Annotated in this window: 12 protein-coding genes; 9 read left to right on the top strand and 3 right to left on the bottom strand. The window is 32.5% G+C overall.

The annotated features are described in order from the left end of the window. Window positions 1-36: 36 nt before the first annotated feature. Window positions 37-1497: a BglG family transcription antiterminator gene (locus ABEY15_RS05615; RefSeq protein WP_429889001.1), complete on the bottom strand. Its 1461-nt coding sequence runs from the start codon at window positions 1495-1497 to the stop codon at window positions 37-39. A gap of 255 nt (window positions 1498-1752) precedes the next feature. Here ABEY15_RS05615 and ABEY15_RS05610 point away from each other — a divergent pair, with 255 nt between their 5' ends. Together ABEY15_RS05610 and ABEY15_RS05605 are read left to right on the top strand one after the other, a co-directional pair. Beyond that, window positions 1753-2466, top strand: coding sequence for a WxL domain-containing protein (locus tag ABEY15_RS05610; protein WP_429888999.1), 714 nt, complete (start codon window positions 1753-1755; stop codon window positions 2464-2466). Between the two features lie 118 nt (window positions 2467-2584). Then, entirely contained in the window at window positions 2585-3625 is a 1041-nt protein-coding gene (locus ABEY15_RS05605; protein WP_429888997.1) for a DUF916 and DUF3324 domain-containing protein, read from the top strand. Between the two features lie 114 nt (window positions 3626-3739). On the opposite strand, the gene ABEY15_RS05600 is transcribed toward ABEY15_RS05605, so the two are convergent. Next, a complete protein-coding gene (locus ABEY15_RS05600) occupies window positions 3740-4642 on the bottom strand; it encodes a LysR family transcriptional regulator (protein WP_429888995.1) in 903 nt (300 codons plus the stop codon). Window positions 4643-4965: 323 nt separating this feature from the next. Between ABEY15_RS05600 and ABEY15_RS05595 the strand changes: the two genes are divergently transcribed. From ABEY15_RS05595 to ABEY15_RS05585, 3 genes are all read left to right on the top strand, one after another. Continuing rightward, the gene (locus tag ABEY15_RS05595) at window positions 4966-6222 is read left to right on the top strand and encodes a helix-turn-helix domain-containing protein (protein WP_429888994.1); all 1257 of its coding nucleotides are present in this window, start codon (window positions 4966-4968) and stop codon (window positions 6220-6222) included. 335 nt (window positions 6223-6557) lie between these two features. Further along, window positions 6558-10724, top strand: coding sequence for a S8 family serine peptidase (locus ABEY15_RS05590; RefSeq protein ID WP_429888993.1), 4167 nt, complete (start codon window positions 6558-6560; stop codon window positions 10722-10724). Between the two features lie 418 nt (window positions 10725-11142). Further along, window positions 11143-15276, top strand: coding sequence for a S8 family serine peptidase (locus tag ABEY15_RS05585; RefSeq protein WP_429888992.1), 4134 nt, complete (start codon window positions 11143-11145; stop codon window positions 15274-15276). A gap of 141 nt (window positions 15277-15417) precedes the next feature. On the opposite strand, the gene ABEY15_RS05580 is transcribed toward ABEY15_RS05585, so the two are convergent. Next, window positions 15418-15732, bottom strand: a complete 315-nt coding sequence (locus ABEY15_RS05580; protein WP_025671317.1) for a winged helix-turn-helix transcriptional regulator — start codon at window positions 15730-15732, stop codon at window positions 15418-15420. 177 nt (window positions 15733-15909) lie between these two features. Between ABEY15_RS05580 and ABEY15_RS05575 the strand changes: the two genes are divergently transcribed. The 4 genes from ABEY15_RS05575 to ABEY15_RS05560 all read left to right on the top strand — a co-directional run bounded on the left by ABEY15_RS05575 (window position 15910) and on the right by ABEY15_RS05560 (window position 19529). After that, window positions 15910-17001, top strand: a complete 1092-nt coding sequence (locus tag ABEY15_RS05575; protein WP_429888991.1) for an FAD-dependent monooxygenase — start codon at window positions 15910-15912, stop codon at window positions 16999-17001. A gap of 91 nt (window positions 17002-17092) precedes the next feature. Further along, on the top strand, window positions 17093-17854 hold the full coding sequence (locus ABEY15_RS05570; protein WP_429888989.1) for a GTP cyclohydrolase II: 762 nt from the start codon (window positions 17093-17095) through the stop codon (window positions 17852-17854). Then, window positions 17847-18944, top strand: a complete 1098-nt coding sequence (ribD, locus tag ABEY15_RS05565) for a bifunctional diaminohydroxyphosphoribosylaminopyrimidine deaminase/5-amino-6-(5-phosphoribosylamino)uracil reductase RibD (protein ID WP_429888988.1) — start codon at window positions 17847-17849, stop codon at window positions 18942-18944. The genes ABEY15_RS05570 and ribD overlap by 8 nt, the downstream gene beginning before the upstream one ends. A gap of 15 nt (window positions 18945-18959) precedes the next feature. Continuing rightward, window positions 18960-19529, top strand: coding sequence for a 5' nucleotidase, NT5C type (locus tag ABEY15_RS05560; RefSeq protein WP_429888986.1), 570 nt, complete (start codon window positions 18960-18962; stop codon window positions 19527-19529). The last annotated feature ends 354 nt before the right edge of the window (window positions 19530-19883 follow it).

The raw sequence follows: 19883 nt of genomic DNA, 5'->3' as shown, positions 1-19883 counted from the left end.
AATACAAAAAAGTAAGGCTTATTTTGCCTTACTTTTTTATGTTGGGTTTGAATTTAGGAAATTTGAAATTTGATCAATATCTCTTTGCGTAAGAACAGGGTCAATTGTAATGATTGGATGAATGATTTCCCCTTCAAGCAAGAAATCAGAAATAATAAATTCAATGTTTAGTTCATTTATAATTGTTGATTCAAACTCTCCTAATTTAGGAAGAATAAAATCAATTTTATGACCAAAAGCAGTAACCAATTTCGTTTCAATATAACGATGAACTCCTGGACCATTACTTGTTAATAATAAAACCTTCTTCATTGATGATGAGGATTTAATTTTAGAAGCTTGAACATTTAATGCAACTTTCGCAATTTTATCTCTAGTAATTTCAGGGTATGAATATTTTTTCGTCCAGCTTTGTAAGGCTTTTGATACCTTTTTATATAGATTTGAATACTGATTTTTAACATAGCGGTCCATTGAATAGGATGGTTCTTTTTTATCGATTGAGTATAAAATAAACGAGTATCTTTGGAATTGGTCATGTAATGTGTAAAGAAACTCCTCGTCTTCATCTAACGATATACCTGTTTTTTCCTTCAATAGTTCAACTAAGTGATAGAGTTCCTTAAAATATCTTGTTTTTTGATTTTGATATAAATAAAGAAATTCGTTTTTTTCCATGTTGTCAAAACTATAATATGGAAGAGTTGATATTAATAATGAAAACGCAATTCGTTCATTCATACAAATATGATGTTTATATTGATGTTCTAAATGATTACAAATTTCATTAGCAATTTTAAAATAATTTGAATCTAAAATCTTGTTTATCGATTGATCAGTTAATTCAAGTTGCACTTTTTTATCGATTCTATATAACATTGTTCCAAGTAAATAGACGTACTTATTAGTAGTAGAAGGATATAGGAATAATTTAAACTTTTCAGTAGTGTCTAGTACAATTTTTTTAATATCTTGGAATGGGAATGCTTCAAGTGGCCATTCTTGATCATCCGAATAAGCGCATAAAGCATCCAGTATATCACCACACAATAGCCGAATTTCAAATTCTCTTCCTACGATTTCGAGCGGGCCACGTTTTAAAGTTAAATGGTAGGCCCCCAATAATTCCTCAACTCGATCAAGTATTGAATAGACAGCAGGTTGCTGTGTATAAAGCGCATTTGCTAATTCTGCAATACTTTTAATTTGAGTAAATTGTATTAGCATAATAGCTTGAAAACTCAATGAATTTTTTACGTAAAGTGAACGAATTTCATTAATCGATGAAGAAATCGGTTTATTAATATAAATTCCTTTACCTTTTATTGTTTCAATTTGCCATCCTTTAGGTAGGTGTGTGTTAATTGCCTGTAAATCATTTCGAATTGTTTTTTCAGTACAAAGTAACTCATTTGCTAATTCTTCTGTTTTAAACCACTTATCTTGTTTACTTAAAATATTAATTATTTGTAATTTCCGTTTAGTTGATTTATCCATTCAAAATCTCCAAAATTTTGTCCAATTTATTACTATTATTGCTTTTAATGTTCCGTCTTAATTCAGTGAAAGTTTATTTCATCTATTGGAAAACACCTTTTAATGTGATTTTTAGAGTTAAATGTGAATTTTTATTGAAGACAGGATATTATTTTTACCTAAATCAAAGGTAAAAAACATCATGGGAATCACTTTACTACAGCGATATAATGACATCGTTGAAACAAAAAAAATTTTTTTAAGGAGTAATGTGAAATGAAATTTACAAAAGTCGCGCTTGTTAGTGTAATAGGGATGTCATCATTAGTTGGAGCTGCTCACTCAACTTTTGCGGAGGTATCGTCAGTTGGTAATTCAAAGGGGTCGATTACATTTGTTGCTGGAACAGGTCCAGTTACACCTGTTGATCCTACAAACCCGATTGAACCATTAGAACCATCAGGTCCTACTGATCCAACAGATCCATCAACTGGTAATGCTGGTTCATTAACATTAGATTATGTTTCATCCGTTGATTTCGGAGTAAATGAGATTTCAAATAAAACAGAAGTCTATTCAGCTAAATCTAAAAAGCCATTTATTCAAGTTTCGGATCGCCGAGGTACTGGTGCGGGATGGTCTGTAACTGCTAAAGCAAGTAAATTTACAAATGGAACAGCAGATTCTCTTCCTGGTGCAATCATTACATTTAAAAATGGTTCTGCTATATCTTTAAGTACAAGTGGATCTCCGGTAGCAACTGAAACAATTGCTTTAAATACAGACGGAAGTACAGCATCACCTGTTGTTTCCGCAACTCCAGGTAATGGTTTTGGTACATGGGTAACTCGTTGGCTTGGGCCAAATCCAGAAGTGAATGATGGGGCATTAAATGATAATGTCACTTTAACGATTCCGGCAGGCTCTGCAACGATTGGTAATCATGAGGCAACTATTACATGGACATTAACGGATGCCCCGGGTTTATAGTAGTTAATTTGAATAATAACAATTAATGATATGGACTTTATATTATTTAGAACTTCTCAGATTAAATGTCTTATAGTGAAAATGATATAAAGTCTCTATTCTAAAGGGGGAATATAAAATGGATCATATACGTCAAAAATTATTGCTAATTTTTTCTGCTATTCTGTTAACATTATCGTTCATCCCTCTATCTGTAAAAGCAGAGAATAATATCGATTTTTCTGTAAAAGCAATCATTCCAACAAATCAAATTGATCATCTGAAATCATATTTTGATTTGAAAATGTCTCCAGGACAAAAACAGGATCTTAAAATTGAGGTCTTTAATAATAGTAAAAAAGAAGAAACAATCCAAGGGAATATTACTTTTGCAACGACAAATGATAATGGACTGATTGATTACTCTGAATCGAATAGTAAGGATGCAGATGAATCTTTAAAGTATCCATTAACTAGCTTAATAAATGTACCTCAAAAAGAAGTTGTTATTCCACCAGGTAAATCAAAAGTAGTGACATTTTCGATTACAATGCCGAAAGATGAATATAAGGGAGTTATATTAGGAGCAGCTCACTTTAAGAAAAAAATCGAAGAAACTGAAAAAAGTTCTAAAAGTGAGAGCATTAATATAAAAAATGAATACGCATATGTGGTTGGAATAAAATTATCGGAAAACACAAAGGAAGTCGAGCCAGATCTACATTTACTTGATATTAAACCTAAATTAGTAAATTATCGTACAACAATTGCCCCGACAATCCAAAACAGCGAATCCACCATTGTGAAGGATATGAGCATAGATGCGCAAATCTTTAAAAAGGGTTCCAATAAAGTTTTATATAGTTCGAAAAAAACTGAGATGAGCATGGCACCTAATTCAAATTTTGATTACGCGATCGATTTAAATAATAATCCAATTGAACCCGGAACTTACCGATTAAAGATGAAAGCGATCATCGGTACTCAAGTATGGGAATGGGATGAGTTATTTACAATTGGAAAAGAAGCAACAGATTTGAATAATAAAGCAGTTGAAATAAAAAATAATCATTATTGGTATTATATCGGAGGCGGATTATTACTTTTAGTAGGGATCATTGGCTTAATTTTTTTCCTAAAAAGAAAGAAGGAAAAAGAACAATCGAATAATCAAGAATGATTTTTGAAAATTGGATAGTGTTGATCAGTTGCCTTAAAAGATTAAAATTAAAACAAATAATATATTGGTAAAATAAAAAAGGCGCATTTCTTCATTGAAATGCTACCTTTTTTATTAATATGAAATGATTTCATTTCTCAAGAAATTGATAAATTGTTTTTCAACCTTTGATAATATTTTCTTTTTTGAAGTGATTACTCCAAGTTCTGAGTTTATCGGTTCGTAATTAATGATATCGATTTCAACAAGTTCGCCATTCAATAGATATGGATGGTTTTTTATAGAAAAATTTGGTCCCCAAGTTATAGCACTACCATTTAAAATTGCTCGTAATAACTCTTCTAGATGGTTGGAAGAAAATAAAATATCTAATTTTCCTATATTATTTTGGAAGTTATTTGTAAACCATCTTATATAATCACCGTTATATAGGACGAATTTTTGCTGAAGTATTTCTTCAGGTGTTATTTTTTTCGAAATGGCAAAAGGAGAATCTTTTTTTGCATATACTTTCATCTTTCCATCTACTAATTCTTCGTAATGAAACTCTTCTAATTCTTTCATAATGCCTTCATAAAGACAGATGATTCCTATATCTATTTGATTTTTTTTAACGATTTCAATTGTACGCTCAGTAGTGCTTTCTAAAATGTTTATATGCAAATTTGAATGTTGGCTTTTAAATTCTACTAACGGCGTTAATAAGTAATTAATAAATGCAGGTACCATTGAAACGCTAAGTTCACTAATCTGGGTATCCTTACTTTTCTGTGCAATTTCTTTTATTTCTGTATATTTTAAGAGGATTTCTTGTGATTTTTCTACTATTTTTACCCCGTCTTCTGTTAAGCTAGCTCCTAATCTAGAGCGAGTGAAGATTTTTATTCCTAGTTCTTCTTCTATTTTGGTGATCGCTTGACTGATACCTGATTGACTTACATGAAGATTTTCTGCAGCAATTGAAATCGAACCTGTTTTAGCGACTTCTACTAAAATCTCTAGTTTTTCTAAATGCATTACATTGACCACCTTTATCTTTCATACAAGAAATAAAAATATTTTAATATAGATTTTTTATTTCAGTTTTTATATTACAAATCGTGAAGTTATATTTAAAAAATGTAAATTTACTTAATCATTTTGCAATTATAGAATTGGGTTTAACTAATAGTATTATTCTAATTTTTCAACCTGCGTCTAATTTAATTGAAAAATAATACGTTCTAATGTTGAAGCAAAACATTCGATTTTTCAAGCGCTTTCTTAAATTTAGAAAAATTTATATTAAATGATACATTTTTGTTCAATTTGAACGTTGCCTAATATAGAGGAGGCTTAGCATGCTAGTAGGGGAAATCATCAAATATTATCGAGAGAAAAAAGGAATTAGTCAAACTACATTAGGTGAAGGAATTTGTGGCAAAGCGTATATTAGTAGGTTTGAAAGTGGAAAAGTTACATTGTCTCCTGAAATTATCTACAAATTAGCTAATAAGTTAGAAATTGATATAAATAAAGAAATTGAATCTTTATATCTTATTGAAAAGCAGTTAAATGATTGGAATCAGGCAATCATTATGCAAAGAATAGCACAAATTGAAGGAATAAAACTAGAGTTAGATCAAAATCCGTTTATTATGGCTTCCAAACATGCGGCAAACTATATGCTATTAACTGGAAGATATTATCTTCACAAAAATATGTTCAAAGAAACAAAACATATAATTGAGTACGTAGAAAAAGAGTTTCAAGCGTTATCTAATTATGAAAAAAATCTTCTTCTACACATAAAAGGTATATACTGTATCAGTACATTTAGAACTGTCCAAGGTGAAGAATGTCAAACTGCTGTGAATTTATTAAAACAAATTAATTTAGCAGAGTATAATAATGAAGAATATTACTACCACTTAGCTCTAGCCTACCATCATGCAAAGGCAAAAGTTTCTGCTTTTACATTTGGTGAAAAAGCTCTTCAATTTTTTAATCGAACATATAATCATGTGAATGCTATGAATGCTCAAATCTTAATGCTAATGCAATTCGATAGTAAAAGAGATATTGATTTTTTAGAACTAGTTGAAAACTATAAGAATTTAATACACAATTGTTCGATATTAGGTGCTCAAGAAAGTAAAATCAATATTTTATATAATCTAGGAGAAGAGTTTTATAAAAGAGGAAATTATGAACAAGCAGTTAGTTATTTTGAACAAGCTTTTTTACTTACTGATAAATCATCAATAAAATATATAAAACGTTTATATCATTTTATTGAAGCATGTTTAGATGGAAAGTTATTGAATAAGGAAAGTATTTTAGAAAAAATAGAAACAGGTACGAAATTAGCAAAAAAACAATGCCCAATTTATTTCAATCTTTATAAACTATTAGCATTGAAATGTAAAAGAAATCAAAGTCAATTTTATCAATTTTTAGCTGAAGTAGTCGTTCCACAGCTTATTGCAACTAATAATACTTCATTTTTTGGGCATTATGGAAAGATCTTATATAATCACTATGTCGAGCAAAAAGAATATGAAAAAGCGATAGAAGTTGACCGGAATTTTAAAATGATGATTCAAGTGTTAAATTAAAAGTCTTTAGATAACGAGTTCTCGTTATCTAAAGATTTTTTTATTATCTACGAAATTGAAATTTATCATAAATATTAAATTTTGCTCTCAATGTTTATAAACATTAGACAAGAAGTTTGTCGAAACTCGCTAAGATTGTTCTATAAACCCAGTGATAAAGGCTCGCTATAACCCGATTGATAAAGAAATGAAAATTCTCAATAATGAAGTTAAATAAATAGACAAATTGTTTGTTTATTTTTTGGGAAATAGTTCAGAGTTTTATCAAAGAAAGTCTAATTTTGTACTTCAATGTAGAAATCTACCTTGTCGTAAATTTACTAGGAGGAAGAGAAATGGGGAAAAAGACAGAGAAAAAGTTTTTAAAAAGCTTTACCGTTTTAGCTTTAACATCGAGCTTTATTCTAGGCTCGCTTGGACAAGTGACATCTAGCACGAAAGCAGCAAGTCCAAGTAAAGCAGAAGATATTTTAGCAAATTTATCTTCTGAGCAAAGAGCGGCTCTTGAACAGTTATCGACTAGTGAAGAAACGGGTCTTCAAATTTCTTCAGATATTAATTTAAATTCTTCAGAACAAACAAGTGTCATTGTTGAATTTACAAATAAACCAGTTAAAGTCGCGCAAATCGAAGCGAGTGTAGAAGGTAAATCATTAACTACATCAGAAGCGGCAAAGTTAGTAGATCAAGATCATGAGACATTCGCTCAAGATGTTGGTCAAGTATTAGAAAGTGGCAGAACGAAAAAAGTAGATTATACGATTAATCGTTCATATAAAAATGCATTTAATGGTGTTTCAATGAGTCTACCAGCAAACCAAATTAAAAATCTATTAAAATCAAAGGCTGTTAAATCCGTTTGGAGTAACAAAACATTTTCAATTGATCCTCCTAAGGAAAACGATCAGTTAAAAGCAGACGAAGCAAATGTTGGAAACTATACACCTTATGATGCTTTAGATCGATTACATGCAGAAGGTTTTACAGGTAAAGGCATTAAAGTAGGGATTTTAGATACTGGAATCGATTACAACCATCCAGATTTAAAGGATGCATATAAAGGTGGATATGATTTCGTTAACAATGATAATGACCCAATGGAAACAACATACGCTGATTGGAAAAAATCAGGACAACCAGAATTCATTAGTGGTAGTGCATATTATACTGAGCATGGTACACATGTAGCGGGAATCATTGGCGGTCGAGGTAAAGCTAATAGTGAATATAAAACTGTTGGTGCTGCACCAGAATCAGATATTTATTCTTACCGAGTGCTTGGTCCATACGGTAGCGGAACAACTGATGCAATCATAGCCGGAATTGATCGTGCTGTAAAAGACGGTATGAATGTTATCAATATGTCTCTAGGAGCTACATTAAATGATCCACTATTTGCGACTTCAATTGCGGTAAACAACGCAGTTTTAAGTGGAGTTACTACAGTCATTGCGGCAGGAAATAGTGGTGATCAAATGTATACTGTTGGTGCGCCTGGAGCTGCAGCGTTAGCTCTAACTGTAGGTGCGTCATCTATTGCACTTGATATCTATCAATATTCAGGTGTACAAGATGGTAAAAATTATTCTTTAAGACAGTTAGCAAGAAATTATAAAGATGATTTAACAACATTAAAAGGAAAAACATACCAGCTTGTTGATGTTGGTCTAGCAAATCCAGCGGACTTTACTGGAAAAGATCTAAACGGTAAGATTGCTTTCATTAAACGTGGATCAATTGCATTAATTGATAAAATCAAAAATGCAAAAGCAGCCGGTGCAGTCGGCGTATTAATGTATAATGATGGAACGAATAAAGCAGAAGGTCCAATTCAAGCATTCCTTGGTGAATCAGTCGATGCGATCCCAGCATTCTCTGTCACAAATGATGAAGGAAATGCGATTTTAGCAGCAATTCAAGCTGGTAAAACAGACTTCACATTCAGCGATTTCACAAAGTTAAAAACAGCTTCTGATGAATTAGCGCAATTCAGTTCTAGAGGTCCAACTAGAGTTAACTATGATATTAAACCAGAAGTAACAGCACCAGGTGTATCAATTCTTTCAACAGTACCATTCTATGTAAACGATAAAACAGTTGATGGATCAAAACCGGAAGATTACAAGTATGCTTATGAGCGCTTATCTGGTACATCAATGGCAACACCATATGTAGCAGGTGTGTCTGCCTTATTACTTCAATCAAATAAAGATTTAAAACCTGAAGATATCAAATCAATCTTAATGAATACAGCAGATCCACTATCAAAGGCTTATAGTGTATTTGAAGAAGGTAGTGGACGAGTAGATGCTTATGAAGCAATCCACTCTAATGTTGAATTAGAAGTAGTTGATAAAACACCTACGGTTATAGATGGAAAACAAAAATCAATCCAAGAATTAACAGGTGGAATGAGCTTTGGTTCATTTGGATTTGATGACCAAGATATCGCTGACTCACGCACAGTTACATTAAAGAACCGCAGTGAGAAAGTGAAAACATTTAGTGTGGACGTTAAATTCCAAACTGGATTAAGAGGTTCCTTAGATGCAGCTCAAAACAATGTAACATTAACTGGTCCAACATCAGTAAAATTAAATGGAATTAGTCAAAAATCAATCAAGTTCAATTTAAATATTCCAAAAACAGCTGAAAAAGGAACGTACGAGGGATATATTACTTTCACAAATACTTCTGATCCATCGGAAACATACCAAATTCCGTTTGGTGGACGTGTAGTATATGAAGGCATTGACTCAGTTGACGCCTTACCAATGTATTCATCAGATACAGCTTGGCCGGAAAATGCGTGGCCTTTCGAATCTTTTTCATTCTCATTAAAATCACATATGAAAACATTAGATATCATTTTACAAGATCCAACAACTGGTGAAGACCTAGGATTAGTAGGTTCGTTGTCTCCAATTTTATTGAATGAAAATCAAACTTATTATGTATCAAGAGGATTTACTGGAACATATTATCCATTTACTGGTGATCCAGCGAAACCGATTAGCTATCAACCAGAAATTGCTCAACCAGGACACTATAAAATTAAGATGGTTGGATCAAATGAACAAGGTAAAACATTTACAAAATCATCTGATTTCATCTATGATCTTGGTGCACCAACTATGACTTCTAGCTTTGATTCACTGGACCAAAAAGTAATTGAATACAATGATAGTCAATTTGATTCAAATGGACAATTCTTATATGACTTTAACATTAATTTAAATGATCCTGAAACAGATGAAGCTAGTAAACTAGGTCTTCCAGTAGATCAATCAGACAATTCAGTTGTTACGTTTTATAATAGTCCATGGCCGAAAAATCCAATTTTCACAGATAAAAACGGTAATTACACTGATCAACTTGTAGTTAGAAAACAATCTGCACCTTTACAAGTTCAGTTTTATGGAATGGATTATGCAAGAAACTTTACTGGAAATGCTTTTAATATGTTAAGAGTTGTTTTTGTGGATCACAATTTACCATATTACTATTTTAAGGCAAATAAACAAACCGTTACATCAGAAGATACAGTAAATTATAGTGTTCGTTCAAATAATGTTAAAAATCTAAAAACAAGTAAAATTACAATACCAGTCGATTCTACCCTTGCTTCAATTGAAAATGTAGTTGTGAATGATGCAGTAAAGCAATATGGCGATGCAAAGGTGTCAGTATCTACGGCTCAATCAGGAAGTTACTTAAACTATACAATTACATTCACTTATTTAGGCGATAAAGCGTTACCAGAAGATTTAAAGTTATTTAATTTCGACCTTAAAACTTCTAAAAAGTTTACAGATGGTCTTTATGGAGGATCTGCTTTCAATTGGTTAAACGTTCAAGCCTCTACGACTGATCAATCAAATGTAGTGACTAATAATGTCTACTCTTACATGGAAAGTATTAAATATAAACCAACCTATTCAAGATTAGATGGAGCATTGCGCTTAGAAGGAACAATTAATCCTGCAACAGGTCAGCAAAATTATGCGCTTGATCAAAGTGCAATCGGTGCAAAAGTAACAGTTACTTCTTATGACGGAAAAACAAGTGTTAGTGCGCCGAGTTTTAATAAGAGTGGCCAGTATATCATTGATGGTCTAAAAGCTGAAGTAAATCCTTATACGGTATCAGTTGATGTACCAGGTCATTTCACTATGAGCCGACAACTGGTTTTATCCAATAATGTACGTGGGGAAATCGTAGGAAAGAGATTAGCTTGGAACTTACCAGTTGCAGCAGCAGGAGATGTAAATAAAGATAATGTAATCGATATTTTAGATGCATTAGCAGTACAAACCTATTGGGGTACAAATAAAGCATCAGCAGATTTTAACTTTGATAAAGTAGTAGATAAAAAGGATATGGATTTCATTGTTAAAAACTACGGATTAAAGAATCCTACTGTAACCAATGCACCAAAAGCAAAAACTGCTTATAAAGGCGTAACGTTGGATGATGTATTAACTCAATTAGGATTACAATAAACAATGGTTGAAGAGAAGCTAAATATAGGCTTCTCTTTTTCTATTAAGATATGTCTAGATGAATTGTTTTCAGCTGGATTAGTTAAATAAGCTTGAGATCAATCAAGTAATTTTATAAAAAAATTATACAAACCTAATTTATAAAAAATATAAGAAAAACTTATCAAATTAATAGAAGTTTATAAACTTTTTATTCGAACATTGTCGAAATATGTATAAAAACGTAGTGAATATTGAATTAATCCACTAAATTTAACCCGATTGAGTATTTTTAGAATATTTTTAATAATTAAACATAAGGAGTGCTAATGAAGAGCGATGAAGGAATATAAAGACTACTAGTATTTTAGATTCAAAATTCCTCTACCATTACATACTTCAACGTTAGAAATATACTAAAAATGGGGGAAAGAGTAAGATGAAAAGACCGAGTAAGAGTAAACTTGTAAAAAGCCTTTCTGTTGCAGCCTTATCATCTAGTTTTATTTTAGGGTCATTAGGGCATGTATCAAATGTAACGAAAGCTGAGAATGCTTCTAACGCAGAATCAATTTTAGCTAATTTAACTTCACAACAAAGACAAGCATTACAAAAGCTTACAGCAACTGATCAAACTGGCCTTTTTCTAGATTCAGATGTTAATTTAAAAAGCGAAGAGCCTGTTTCAGTTATCGTTTCATTTAAGCAAAAACCACAAAAAATCGCCTTATTAGAAGCAGCATTAAAGGGACAAGCTTTATCTGAAGCGGAAGCAAAAAGTAATGCCAATGAGGATCATACGAAATTCAAAGGAGATTTAAGCTCTTTATTTAAAACAAAAGCAGACGGATCTTATAAAATAATTCGTGAATATAAGCATGCGTTTAACGGTGTTGCTTTAGAAGTACCTGCAAACAAACTAAGTGAACTAATGAAATCAACAGCTGTACAAGCTATCTATAGTGATGTAACAGTGAAATCAGAACTCCCAGTTGAAGGAAAAGATGTGTCTACAACTTCATCAGGTAAAGGAATGGCTGACGAACGTACTTATCTCCAAATTGATAAATTACATCAAGAAGGATACACAGGTAAAGGTGTAAAGGTTGCGGTAATAGATACAGGCGTTGATTATAACCATCCAGACATTAAAGCTGCATATAAAGGTGGATACGATTTTGTAAATAACGACAATGATCCGATGGAAACAACATATGATGATTGGGTAAAAGCAGGTAAACCCGGAGGAGCTTCAGGTGCTGGAAATTACATTACAGAACATGGAACTCACGTATCTGGAACAATTGTAGGACAAGGAAAAAATGATAGCGAAGACGCGACAACTGGAATTGCACCTGATGCTGCTCTATATGTATATCGTGTATTAGGACCGGGTGGAAGCGGTACAACTGATAATATCATCGCTGGAATTGATCAAGCAGTTGCAGACGGAATGGATGTTATGAACCTTTCACTAGGTGCAAATTATAATGACCCACTACTTGCTGAAAGTATTGCGATTAATAATGCAGTATTAAATGGTGTAACTGCAGTAGTTGCTGCTGGAAACGCAGGTAATAAGATGTATACGCTAGGATCTCCAGGTACGGCAGCTTTAGCATTAACAGTTGGAGCAAGTGATGTACCAATTTCTACAATGTCTGCGAAAGGTAACATTGATGATGCATCGGCTAATATACGATTAATGGCAAGTGGCTATGGAGACGATATTTCAAAATTTAAGGGACAAACTTTACCAGTTGTAGATGTTAATCTAGGAGAAGCATACTCTGGAAAAGATGTAAAAGGCAAAATTGTCCTAATGGCCCGTGGGACTTATACAATGGACTCTAAAATTGCTGTAGCTAAATCGCAAGGTGCTGCTGCGGTTCTAATGTACAATGATAATCCAACAGAAGGATTTATCCCAACTTACTTTGGAGAAGGTGTTAACTTCATTCCATCTTTCTCGTTATCAAATGCAGAAGGGCTTGCATTAAAACAAAAGCTACAAGCAGGATCTGTTAACTTTACGTTTACAGACATTGGAGAAGCAAAAACTCAAGGGGATACATTGGCAGATTTCAGCTCAAGAGGACCAGCAAGATTAACTTACGATATTAAGCCAGAAATTACAGCTCCTGGCGTGAGTGTATTATCAACAGTCCCAGGCTTTGTTAACAACCCAACCAATCCGTCAGATTATAAAAATGCTTATCAACGTATGTCTGGAACATCAATGGCTACTCCATTTACAACGGGAGTTGCAGCATTATTAAAACAAGCTAACCATAATTTACAACCAGAAGATATAAAAGCGATATTAATGAATACAGCAGATTCATTAAGCAAACCATACAGCGTGTTTGAGCAAGGTGCAGGGCGAATTGATCCATACAATGCAATCCACTCAACAATCGAAATCAAAGTACAAGAAAAAACACCAATGATTATTAATGGAAAAGAAAAGCAAATTAACGAAGAAACTGGTGCACTAAGCTTCGGAAATGTATCATTCGATAACAAAGACTATTCTGATTCACGCACTGTTACGCTAATGAATAGAGGAGAAAAAGCGAAAACATTTGATGTAAAAGTAAGTTTCCAAACGGGTCTTCGAGGCTCAAAGGATGCAGCTGCAAATGGAGTAACTGTACAAGCTCCTTCATCAGTTACTTTAAAAGGGATTAGTCAAAAGAAAACAAATATTACATTAAACATTCCAAAGACAGCGGAAAAGGGAATCTATGAAGGATATGTAACTTATACAAACAAAGACAATCCTTCTGAATCGTATCGAGTTCCTTTTGGTGTACATTATGTAGAAAAAGGATTCAATTCGTTTAACCTTACTCGTCAGTCAATGTCCACTGACAGAAATACTTTAGCTAGCCCATTATTTTACCCGTATTTAACCGCTAAATTCTCGTTAAAGTCTCATATGAGAAACATTGATGTAGTATTTACCGATGCGGTGACAGGCCAGGACTTAGGTATTACAAATACTTTCGATGGTGTGGCTTATGATGAAGGAGTAGAATACACAATTGCAGCATCTATCGGAGCGTATTATCCATTTACAGGTGACCCAAGTAATCCAGTTAGTTCAATACCTGTTTTAGCAAAAGAAGGTTTATACAAAATTAAATTAATAGGTTACGATGATGGTGGTAAAGCATATACAATTTCACAAGATCTTTTAGTCGACAATACAATGCCAAATAAATTTGATGTAAAAGTGGATGGAGAAAAAGAAGGAAATCCATTTATCGAATATAAGGCAGACCAAAAGTCTGTTCCGTTTACTGCTTCGATTAATGATAAGTCAATTGAGTTAATGAAAGCAGCAGGTATGAAAGCAGATCAGTCCCAAAATACAATTGGATATTTTTATAATAGTCCTTGGTTATCAGGAAAACTTACATTAGATGAAAATGGAAATGCTCAAGATGAAATTGCAATGAATCCGAGCTTATCAACGCTTTCATTCCGATTCATCGGTGGAGACCAAGCAACGAATACTTATGGCGATAAGCAATATCTATTTGTTAAAGAGGGAACACAATATGTTTATGGTCAACCACAAGCAAAAACAAGAAATAATCGACTAATTACACACCCTGGTGATACAAATACGATTACACTTACTGCTAATAATGTGAACAAATTAAAGCAAGCAGGCTTTAACTTTACAACGAAAACTGATGATACAAATATCGTAAATATTGCATTAAATCCTGAGGCACAAAAGCTTGGTGGACAAATGAACGTTACAACTACAAATGCAACAAGTACAACTGTTAAATCAGATATCAACATTACATTTGATGGTTCAAAAGAGGTATCCGGAGATCTTCCAATGGTTGATGTAACGATTAAAATTCCAGAACTGGCAGATCCGATTCCTAGCTCTAGCTTTAACAATGTAACTACGACATTTACAAGTGTTGATAATTCAGTGACAAAACCATTTACTTATATTGCACCAATTGCCATTTTACCGAATATCTCAAGTGTGATTAGTTATATTCATCCAGAAAGCTTCCAAAAAGCAGATGGTACACTTCTTCCAATTGATTTTACGAAAATAGGAGCAAATGTAACGATTGTAGATAGTATGGGAAAATCATATAAGGCAAAAATGGATACTAGAGGACAATTTTATGTATCTGGATTACCTGTTACTAGCGATGAATTTACTGTAATCACTGATATTCCAGGTCACTTTACAACATCTGGTACGTTTGAAAATGCATACAGTATTATGGATGGTTTCATGTATGGTATTAGTGATCGAATCGGAACAGAAAGCGTTGCTGTTGCTACTGCTGGAGATATCAATAAAGACAATGTAATTGATATTAATGACGCTCTAGCAATTGAAACATATTGGGGAACAAACAAACGCTCAGCGGATATAAACTTCGACGGAACAGTTGATGCAAAGGACTTTGCATTTGTAGAAAAGAACTATTTAATGCAAAACCCTGCTGTGGATAATGCTCCAAAACCAGTAAAGAAATTTAAAGGTAAGACAATTGATATCATTAAGAGTGAGCTAGGCATTCAATAAAACCAACTTTTAATTTTAATCGAGAGCCTAATTAATAAAGGGATGTCCACAAGTTAGAATTCTGACTTATGAGACATCCCTTTTATTTTTAATTGAATTCAAAAAATAATTAAAAGGCGAAGCAAAAAAACAAAACCATAACTAATCGATTGTTGTCCAATCTTGTGACCATTTCATTAATTCCTTAATAACTGGTTCTAAAGCCAGTCCTTTTTCTGTCAAAGAATATTCGATTCGAACTGGAGTTTCTGGGTAAACATCTCGTTTTACAATACCTGCTTGTTCTAAATCCTTTAGTCTTTCTGAAAGGACGCGCCCGCTAATTGGCAAAGTTGATTCGATTGTACAAAATCGTTGTGATCCAGAAAGAAGTTGAAAAATTATAAGAATTGCCCAGCGTTTACTAATTAACTCTACGCTTTTTTCAAACCGAGGGCATAATAAAGAAAAATCCATTTAAAACCACCTCACCTATATCCATATTATAACTAAATTTGTATTAATAACAAGATTACGATACATAAATTTATTACTTGACGTAAATTTATTACTAAATTAAACTTACTTACATAAAGTAACTAAATAATTTTTTTAGAAAAATAATAAATGTCTATAAATAGGTGGCAAAACAGCATGAATTTGAATACAGATGTATGTATTGTAGGTGCAGGACCAGGTGGTGCACTATTAGCATATTTGCTTGCAAAAAATAATATTTCGACTGTTCTTGTGGAACGACATAGTGGAATTGATAAAGAATTTAGAGGAGAGCATCTAAATTCTGAAGGTGAACAAATATTAAAAAAACATCATCTTTATGAGAAAGTAAAAGAATATGGACTACTGCTAATGGATTGTGTTGAATATTGGAATCATAATAAAATAATTAAAAGCATTTTTCCATCACAAGGTTCAAAACACGTTGGTATTCATGTTCCACAAAATCATTTATTAAATGTTATTTTAAAAGAAGCAAATAAATATGAAAACTTCAAGCTTTTGATGGGAACACGTGTGTCTCAATTAATAGAAGATCAAACTGGTCGTTATATTGGTGTTAAAGCAATAAAAAATGGGACTGAAATAACAATCAATAGTTCGATTATAGTTGGTGCCGACGGTCGATTCTCAACGATCCGTAAATTAGCAAATATACACACGGATATTATAAAACATGGATACGATCTACTTTGGGCTAAAATACCAAGACCAGCAAGTTGGGATCCAACAGTTAGATTAACATTGATAAATAAACAACAATTGGCTTTGTTTACTCAAGCAGGTGGGTTTATTCAAATTGGATGGAATATAGATGAAGGTTCTTTTCCGAACTTAAGAACAAAATCTTTTAATCCTTTTGTAAATCAGCTAATCGAAGCATTTCCAGAACTGACTGAAACTGTTCAAGAAAATATAAAATCTTGGAACGATTTTGTTTTATTAAATGTTCAAAGTAGCCGTAGTAAAACATGGGTAAAAGACGGCTTAATTATAATGGGTGATGCGGCACACACGATGAGTCCTACTGCAGCGCTTGGTGTAAATATTGCGATGAAAGATGCAGATATTTTAGCTGAAATCATAAAAGATGCTATTCAAAACAAAGATACTAGTACAATAGTGTTAAAGAAATTTGAATATGCTAGACGAGGAGAAGTTGAAAGCTTACAAAAGCAACAACTAACACAGGAAAGTACTTTTATGCAACACTTTGATGTGACTTAAGAATGCCTTTAATGTATAAAAATGGACAAGTAAAAATTAAGAAATATATTATATCAATATGAAATCGTGTAAGAAAACAGGAGGAAGCCTCATGATCAACGAAAAAGTAGTTTCTTTATTGAAAGAGAAAATTAATGTAATAAAAAATAATGATAAATCAATTTATTTAGTTGGACCAATTAAACTACCAGTAAATTTAGATGGAGAAACAGTTATTTTTCAATGGTATTGTTGGCTACGCTGTGAGGATATCGAAGGTGATTTTTGTAGCGATGGATCATATAACACTGAAAAAATTATTAGTAAATTAGCATCATCAAATTTAGCAGAAATGCAACAATCAAGCGTATTAGTTTATGGTGACTTTGAAAATTCAGAGGATGCTCTAATTCGAATGCATAGTATTTGTCATACGGGTGATATTTTTGGAAGTAAACGTTGTGATTGTGGATTCCAATTAAAAGAAGCTATGAAAATGATTTCTTCAAATGAATCAGGTGCATTATTTTATTTAGCAAATCATGAAGGAAGAGGAATCGGTTTATTTAGTAAAGCTATGGCATATGTTCTCCAAGAGCAAGGATTTGATACTGTTGAGGCAAATGAAGAGCTTGGTTTTGTAGATGATGCACGAAACTACGAAGATGCTATTCGAGTATTAAAAACGCTTCGCTCAAAGCCAGTTACTTTAATTACAAACAACCCAAGAAAATTGGATGCTCTTCAAAAGTCTGGTGCTAATGTATCCGGAAGAATTCAATTATGGGGAGACAAATCAAAGTATAACGAAAAGTATTTAGAGACTAAAATTGTTCGTTCTGGTCATTTTAAAGGAGGACGTACAAGTGAGTAATCATGAATTTTATATGAATTTAGCTATTCAAAATGCCATGGCTACGAAAGGTCAAACCGCCCCTAACCCATTAGTAGGATCTGTAATAGTAAATGATAATCGAATTGTTGGTATTGGTGCTCACCTAAAAGCGGGTGAACCACATGCTGAAATTAATGCGCTTAGAATGGCAGGCGATAAAGCTGAAGGTGGAACAATTTATGTAACGCTTGAGCCATGCTCTCATCATGGACGAACTGGTCCATGTGCAGAGGCGATTGTACGTGCAGGCTTGAAAAAAGTTGTTGTTGCTACACTTGACCCAAATCCTTTAGTTGCAGGAAGAGGAGTGAAAATTCTTCAAGATGCGGGAATTGAAGTAATCATTGGAGTTTGTGAAGAGCAATCAATCAAAATGAATGAAGTATTTAACAAATATATTGTTAAAAACATTCCTTTTGTTGTAATGAAATCAGCATCTACATTAGATGGGAAGATTGCTACCCATTCTTCTGATAGTAAATGGATCACTTCAGCGGAAGCCCGAAATGATGTTCATCAATTAAGAAATGAAATTGGTGCGATATTAGTTGGTGTTAACACAGTATTAAAAGATAATCCAGAATTAACAACTAGAATTCCAAACGGACGTAATCCAGTACGAGTGATTCTAGATTCAACTTTAAAAATTCCTTTAGAATCAAAAGTAGTAACCGATCAGCAAGCTGAAACATGGATATTCACAAGTCAAAAACACTCTGAACAGAAAAGAAGTGAATTAGAAAACTTAGGTGTAAAAGTATTTGTTACGAGCGATCTAAATAGAGTTGATTTAAACGAAATGCTAAAAGTTCTAGGTGAACATTCAATCTCTTCTTTATTAGTAGAAGGTGGTGGAGAAGTGAATGCTTCCTTTATGAATCAAAATTTAGTTGATAAAGTGATTGTTTATTTAGCTCCTAAATTAATAGGTGGAAAAAATGCACCTACATTTTTAGAAGGTACTGGGCTTGATAAAATGGGACAAGCGATTGAACTTGAAGAAATCGAATTAACGAAAATTGGTCCAGATTATAAATTCATAGGCTATCCAAAATATACTACTTCATGAGGAAGGACTTTTAGAATGAAATTCGGATTCGATATAGACGATACTTTAATTGATTTAAGACAGCATGCTTTTCACATTTATAATAAAAAATTAAATAAAAACATTCCTATAGATGCTTATAACGAATTAAAAACAGTTGAAATTCATGAACCTTTTGGCTTAACGGCAGAAGAAGGAAGCAAAATGTGGAAGAGTAATCTAGAAGAGACATATTTTACTACTTGTCCTCCATTTCCATATGCTGTTGAAACATTACAAGAATTAGAAAAGCAGGGACACGAAATTTATTATGTGACAGCAAGAAATAAAGAATATGGTGAACGAACAAAAGAATGGTTATTAAAAAATGGATTTCCCGTTCATCAAGATCGATTTTATTGTGGAATGAAAGATTCAGAAAAAATTCATATAATAAAAGAATTAGCATTAGATTACTATTTTGATGATAAACCAGAAATATTGAACACACTATCAGAATTACCTTTAAAAGCATACGTGAAAGACACTTCATATAATAGAGGGTTGGACATCCCACGTATTACTTGCTGGTCTGAATTAAAGGATATTATTACGAGTAATCAATAAAGAAAAAAACACCTTGATAGGTGTTTTTTTCAGTGTGTTGAAATATAAAATGGTCAATAGGGAAAACGGACATTAAATTGAATTTATTTATGAATAATCAATTTTTGGATGATTTATTATTGGTTTTAAATGTTAATATTTTGAGCAATTTTATGATTCATATAATCACTAGTAATGATTTTTTTCTGATGTAAAAATATTATGAGCAAATTTTTAGAAAACAAATTCAGTTGATTAGTTTAATTAAAGTTCGATATTAGTTAACATACAAGCTGATTAATACACAGCTGTTAGGTTACTCTAAGTAAAGGCTATTTGATTAGGGTTTATTGCAGACTTTTTTTGATGAATAAG

Origin of the sequence: Gottfriedia acidiceleris (assembly GCF_050457485.1) — a bacterium.
GTDB lineage: Bacteria > Bacillota > Bacilli > Bacillales > Bacillaceae_G > Gottfriedia > Gottfriedia acidiceleris_D.
The sequence above is the reverse complement of the archived record's forward strand: the minus strand, read 5'-3'. Positions and strand labels throughout refer to the sequence as shown.

What these genes read in the sequence shown, in the direction of transcription:
- ABEY15_RS05615 (WP_429889001.1), bottom strand. Translation starts at nt 1,497, where the DNA reads ATGGATAAATCAACTAAACGGAAATTACAAATAATTAATATTTTAAGT.
- ABEY15_RS05610 (WP_429888999.1), top strand. Translation starts at nt 1,753, where the DNA reads ATGAAATTTACAAAAGTCGCGCTTGTTAGTGTAATAGGGATGTCATCA.
- ABEY15_RS05605 (WP_429888997.1), top strand. Translation starts at nt 2,585, where the DNA reads ATGGATCATATACGTCAAAAATTATTGCTAATTTTTTCTGCTATTCTG.
- ABEY15_RS05600 (WP_429888995.1), bottom strand. Translation starts at nt 4,642, where the DNA reads ATGCATTTAGAAAAACTAGAGATTTTAGTAGAAGTCGCTAAAACAGGT.
- ABEY15_RS05595 (WP_429888994.1), top strand. Translation starts at nt 4,966, where the DNA reads ATGCTAGTAGGGGAAATCATCAAATATTATCGAGAGAAAAAAGGAATT.
- ABEY15_RS05590 (WP_429888993.1), top strand. Translation starts at nt 6,558, where the DNA reads ATGGGGAAAAAGACAGAGAAAAAGTTTTTAAAAAGCTTTACCGTTTTA.
- ABEY15_RS05585 (WP_429888992.1), top strand. Translation starts at nt 11,143, where the DNA reads ATGAAAAGACCGAGTAAGAGTAAACTTGTAAAAAGCCTTTCTGTTGCA.
- ABEY15_RS05580 (WP_025671317.1), bottom strand. Translation starts at nt 15,732, where the DNA reads ATGGATTTTTCTTTATTATGCCCTCGGTTTGAAAAAAGCGTAGAGTTA.
- ABEY15_RS05575 (WP_429888991.1), top strand. Translation starts at nt 15,910, where the DNA reads ATGAATTTGAATACAGATGTATGTATTGTAGGTGCAGGACCAGGTGGT.
- ABEY15_RS05570 (WP_429888989.1), top strand. Translation starts at nt 17,093, where the DNA reads ATGATCAACGAAAAAGTAGTTTCTTTATTGAAAGAGAAAATTAATGTA.
- ABEY15_RS05560 (WP_429888986.1), top strand. Translation starts at nt 18,960, where the DNA reads ATGAAATTCGGATTCGATATAGACGATACTTTAATTGATTTAAGACAG.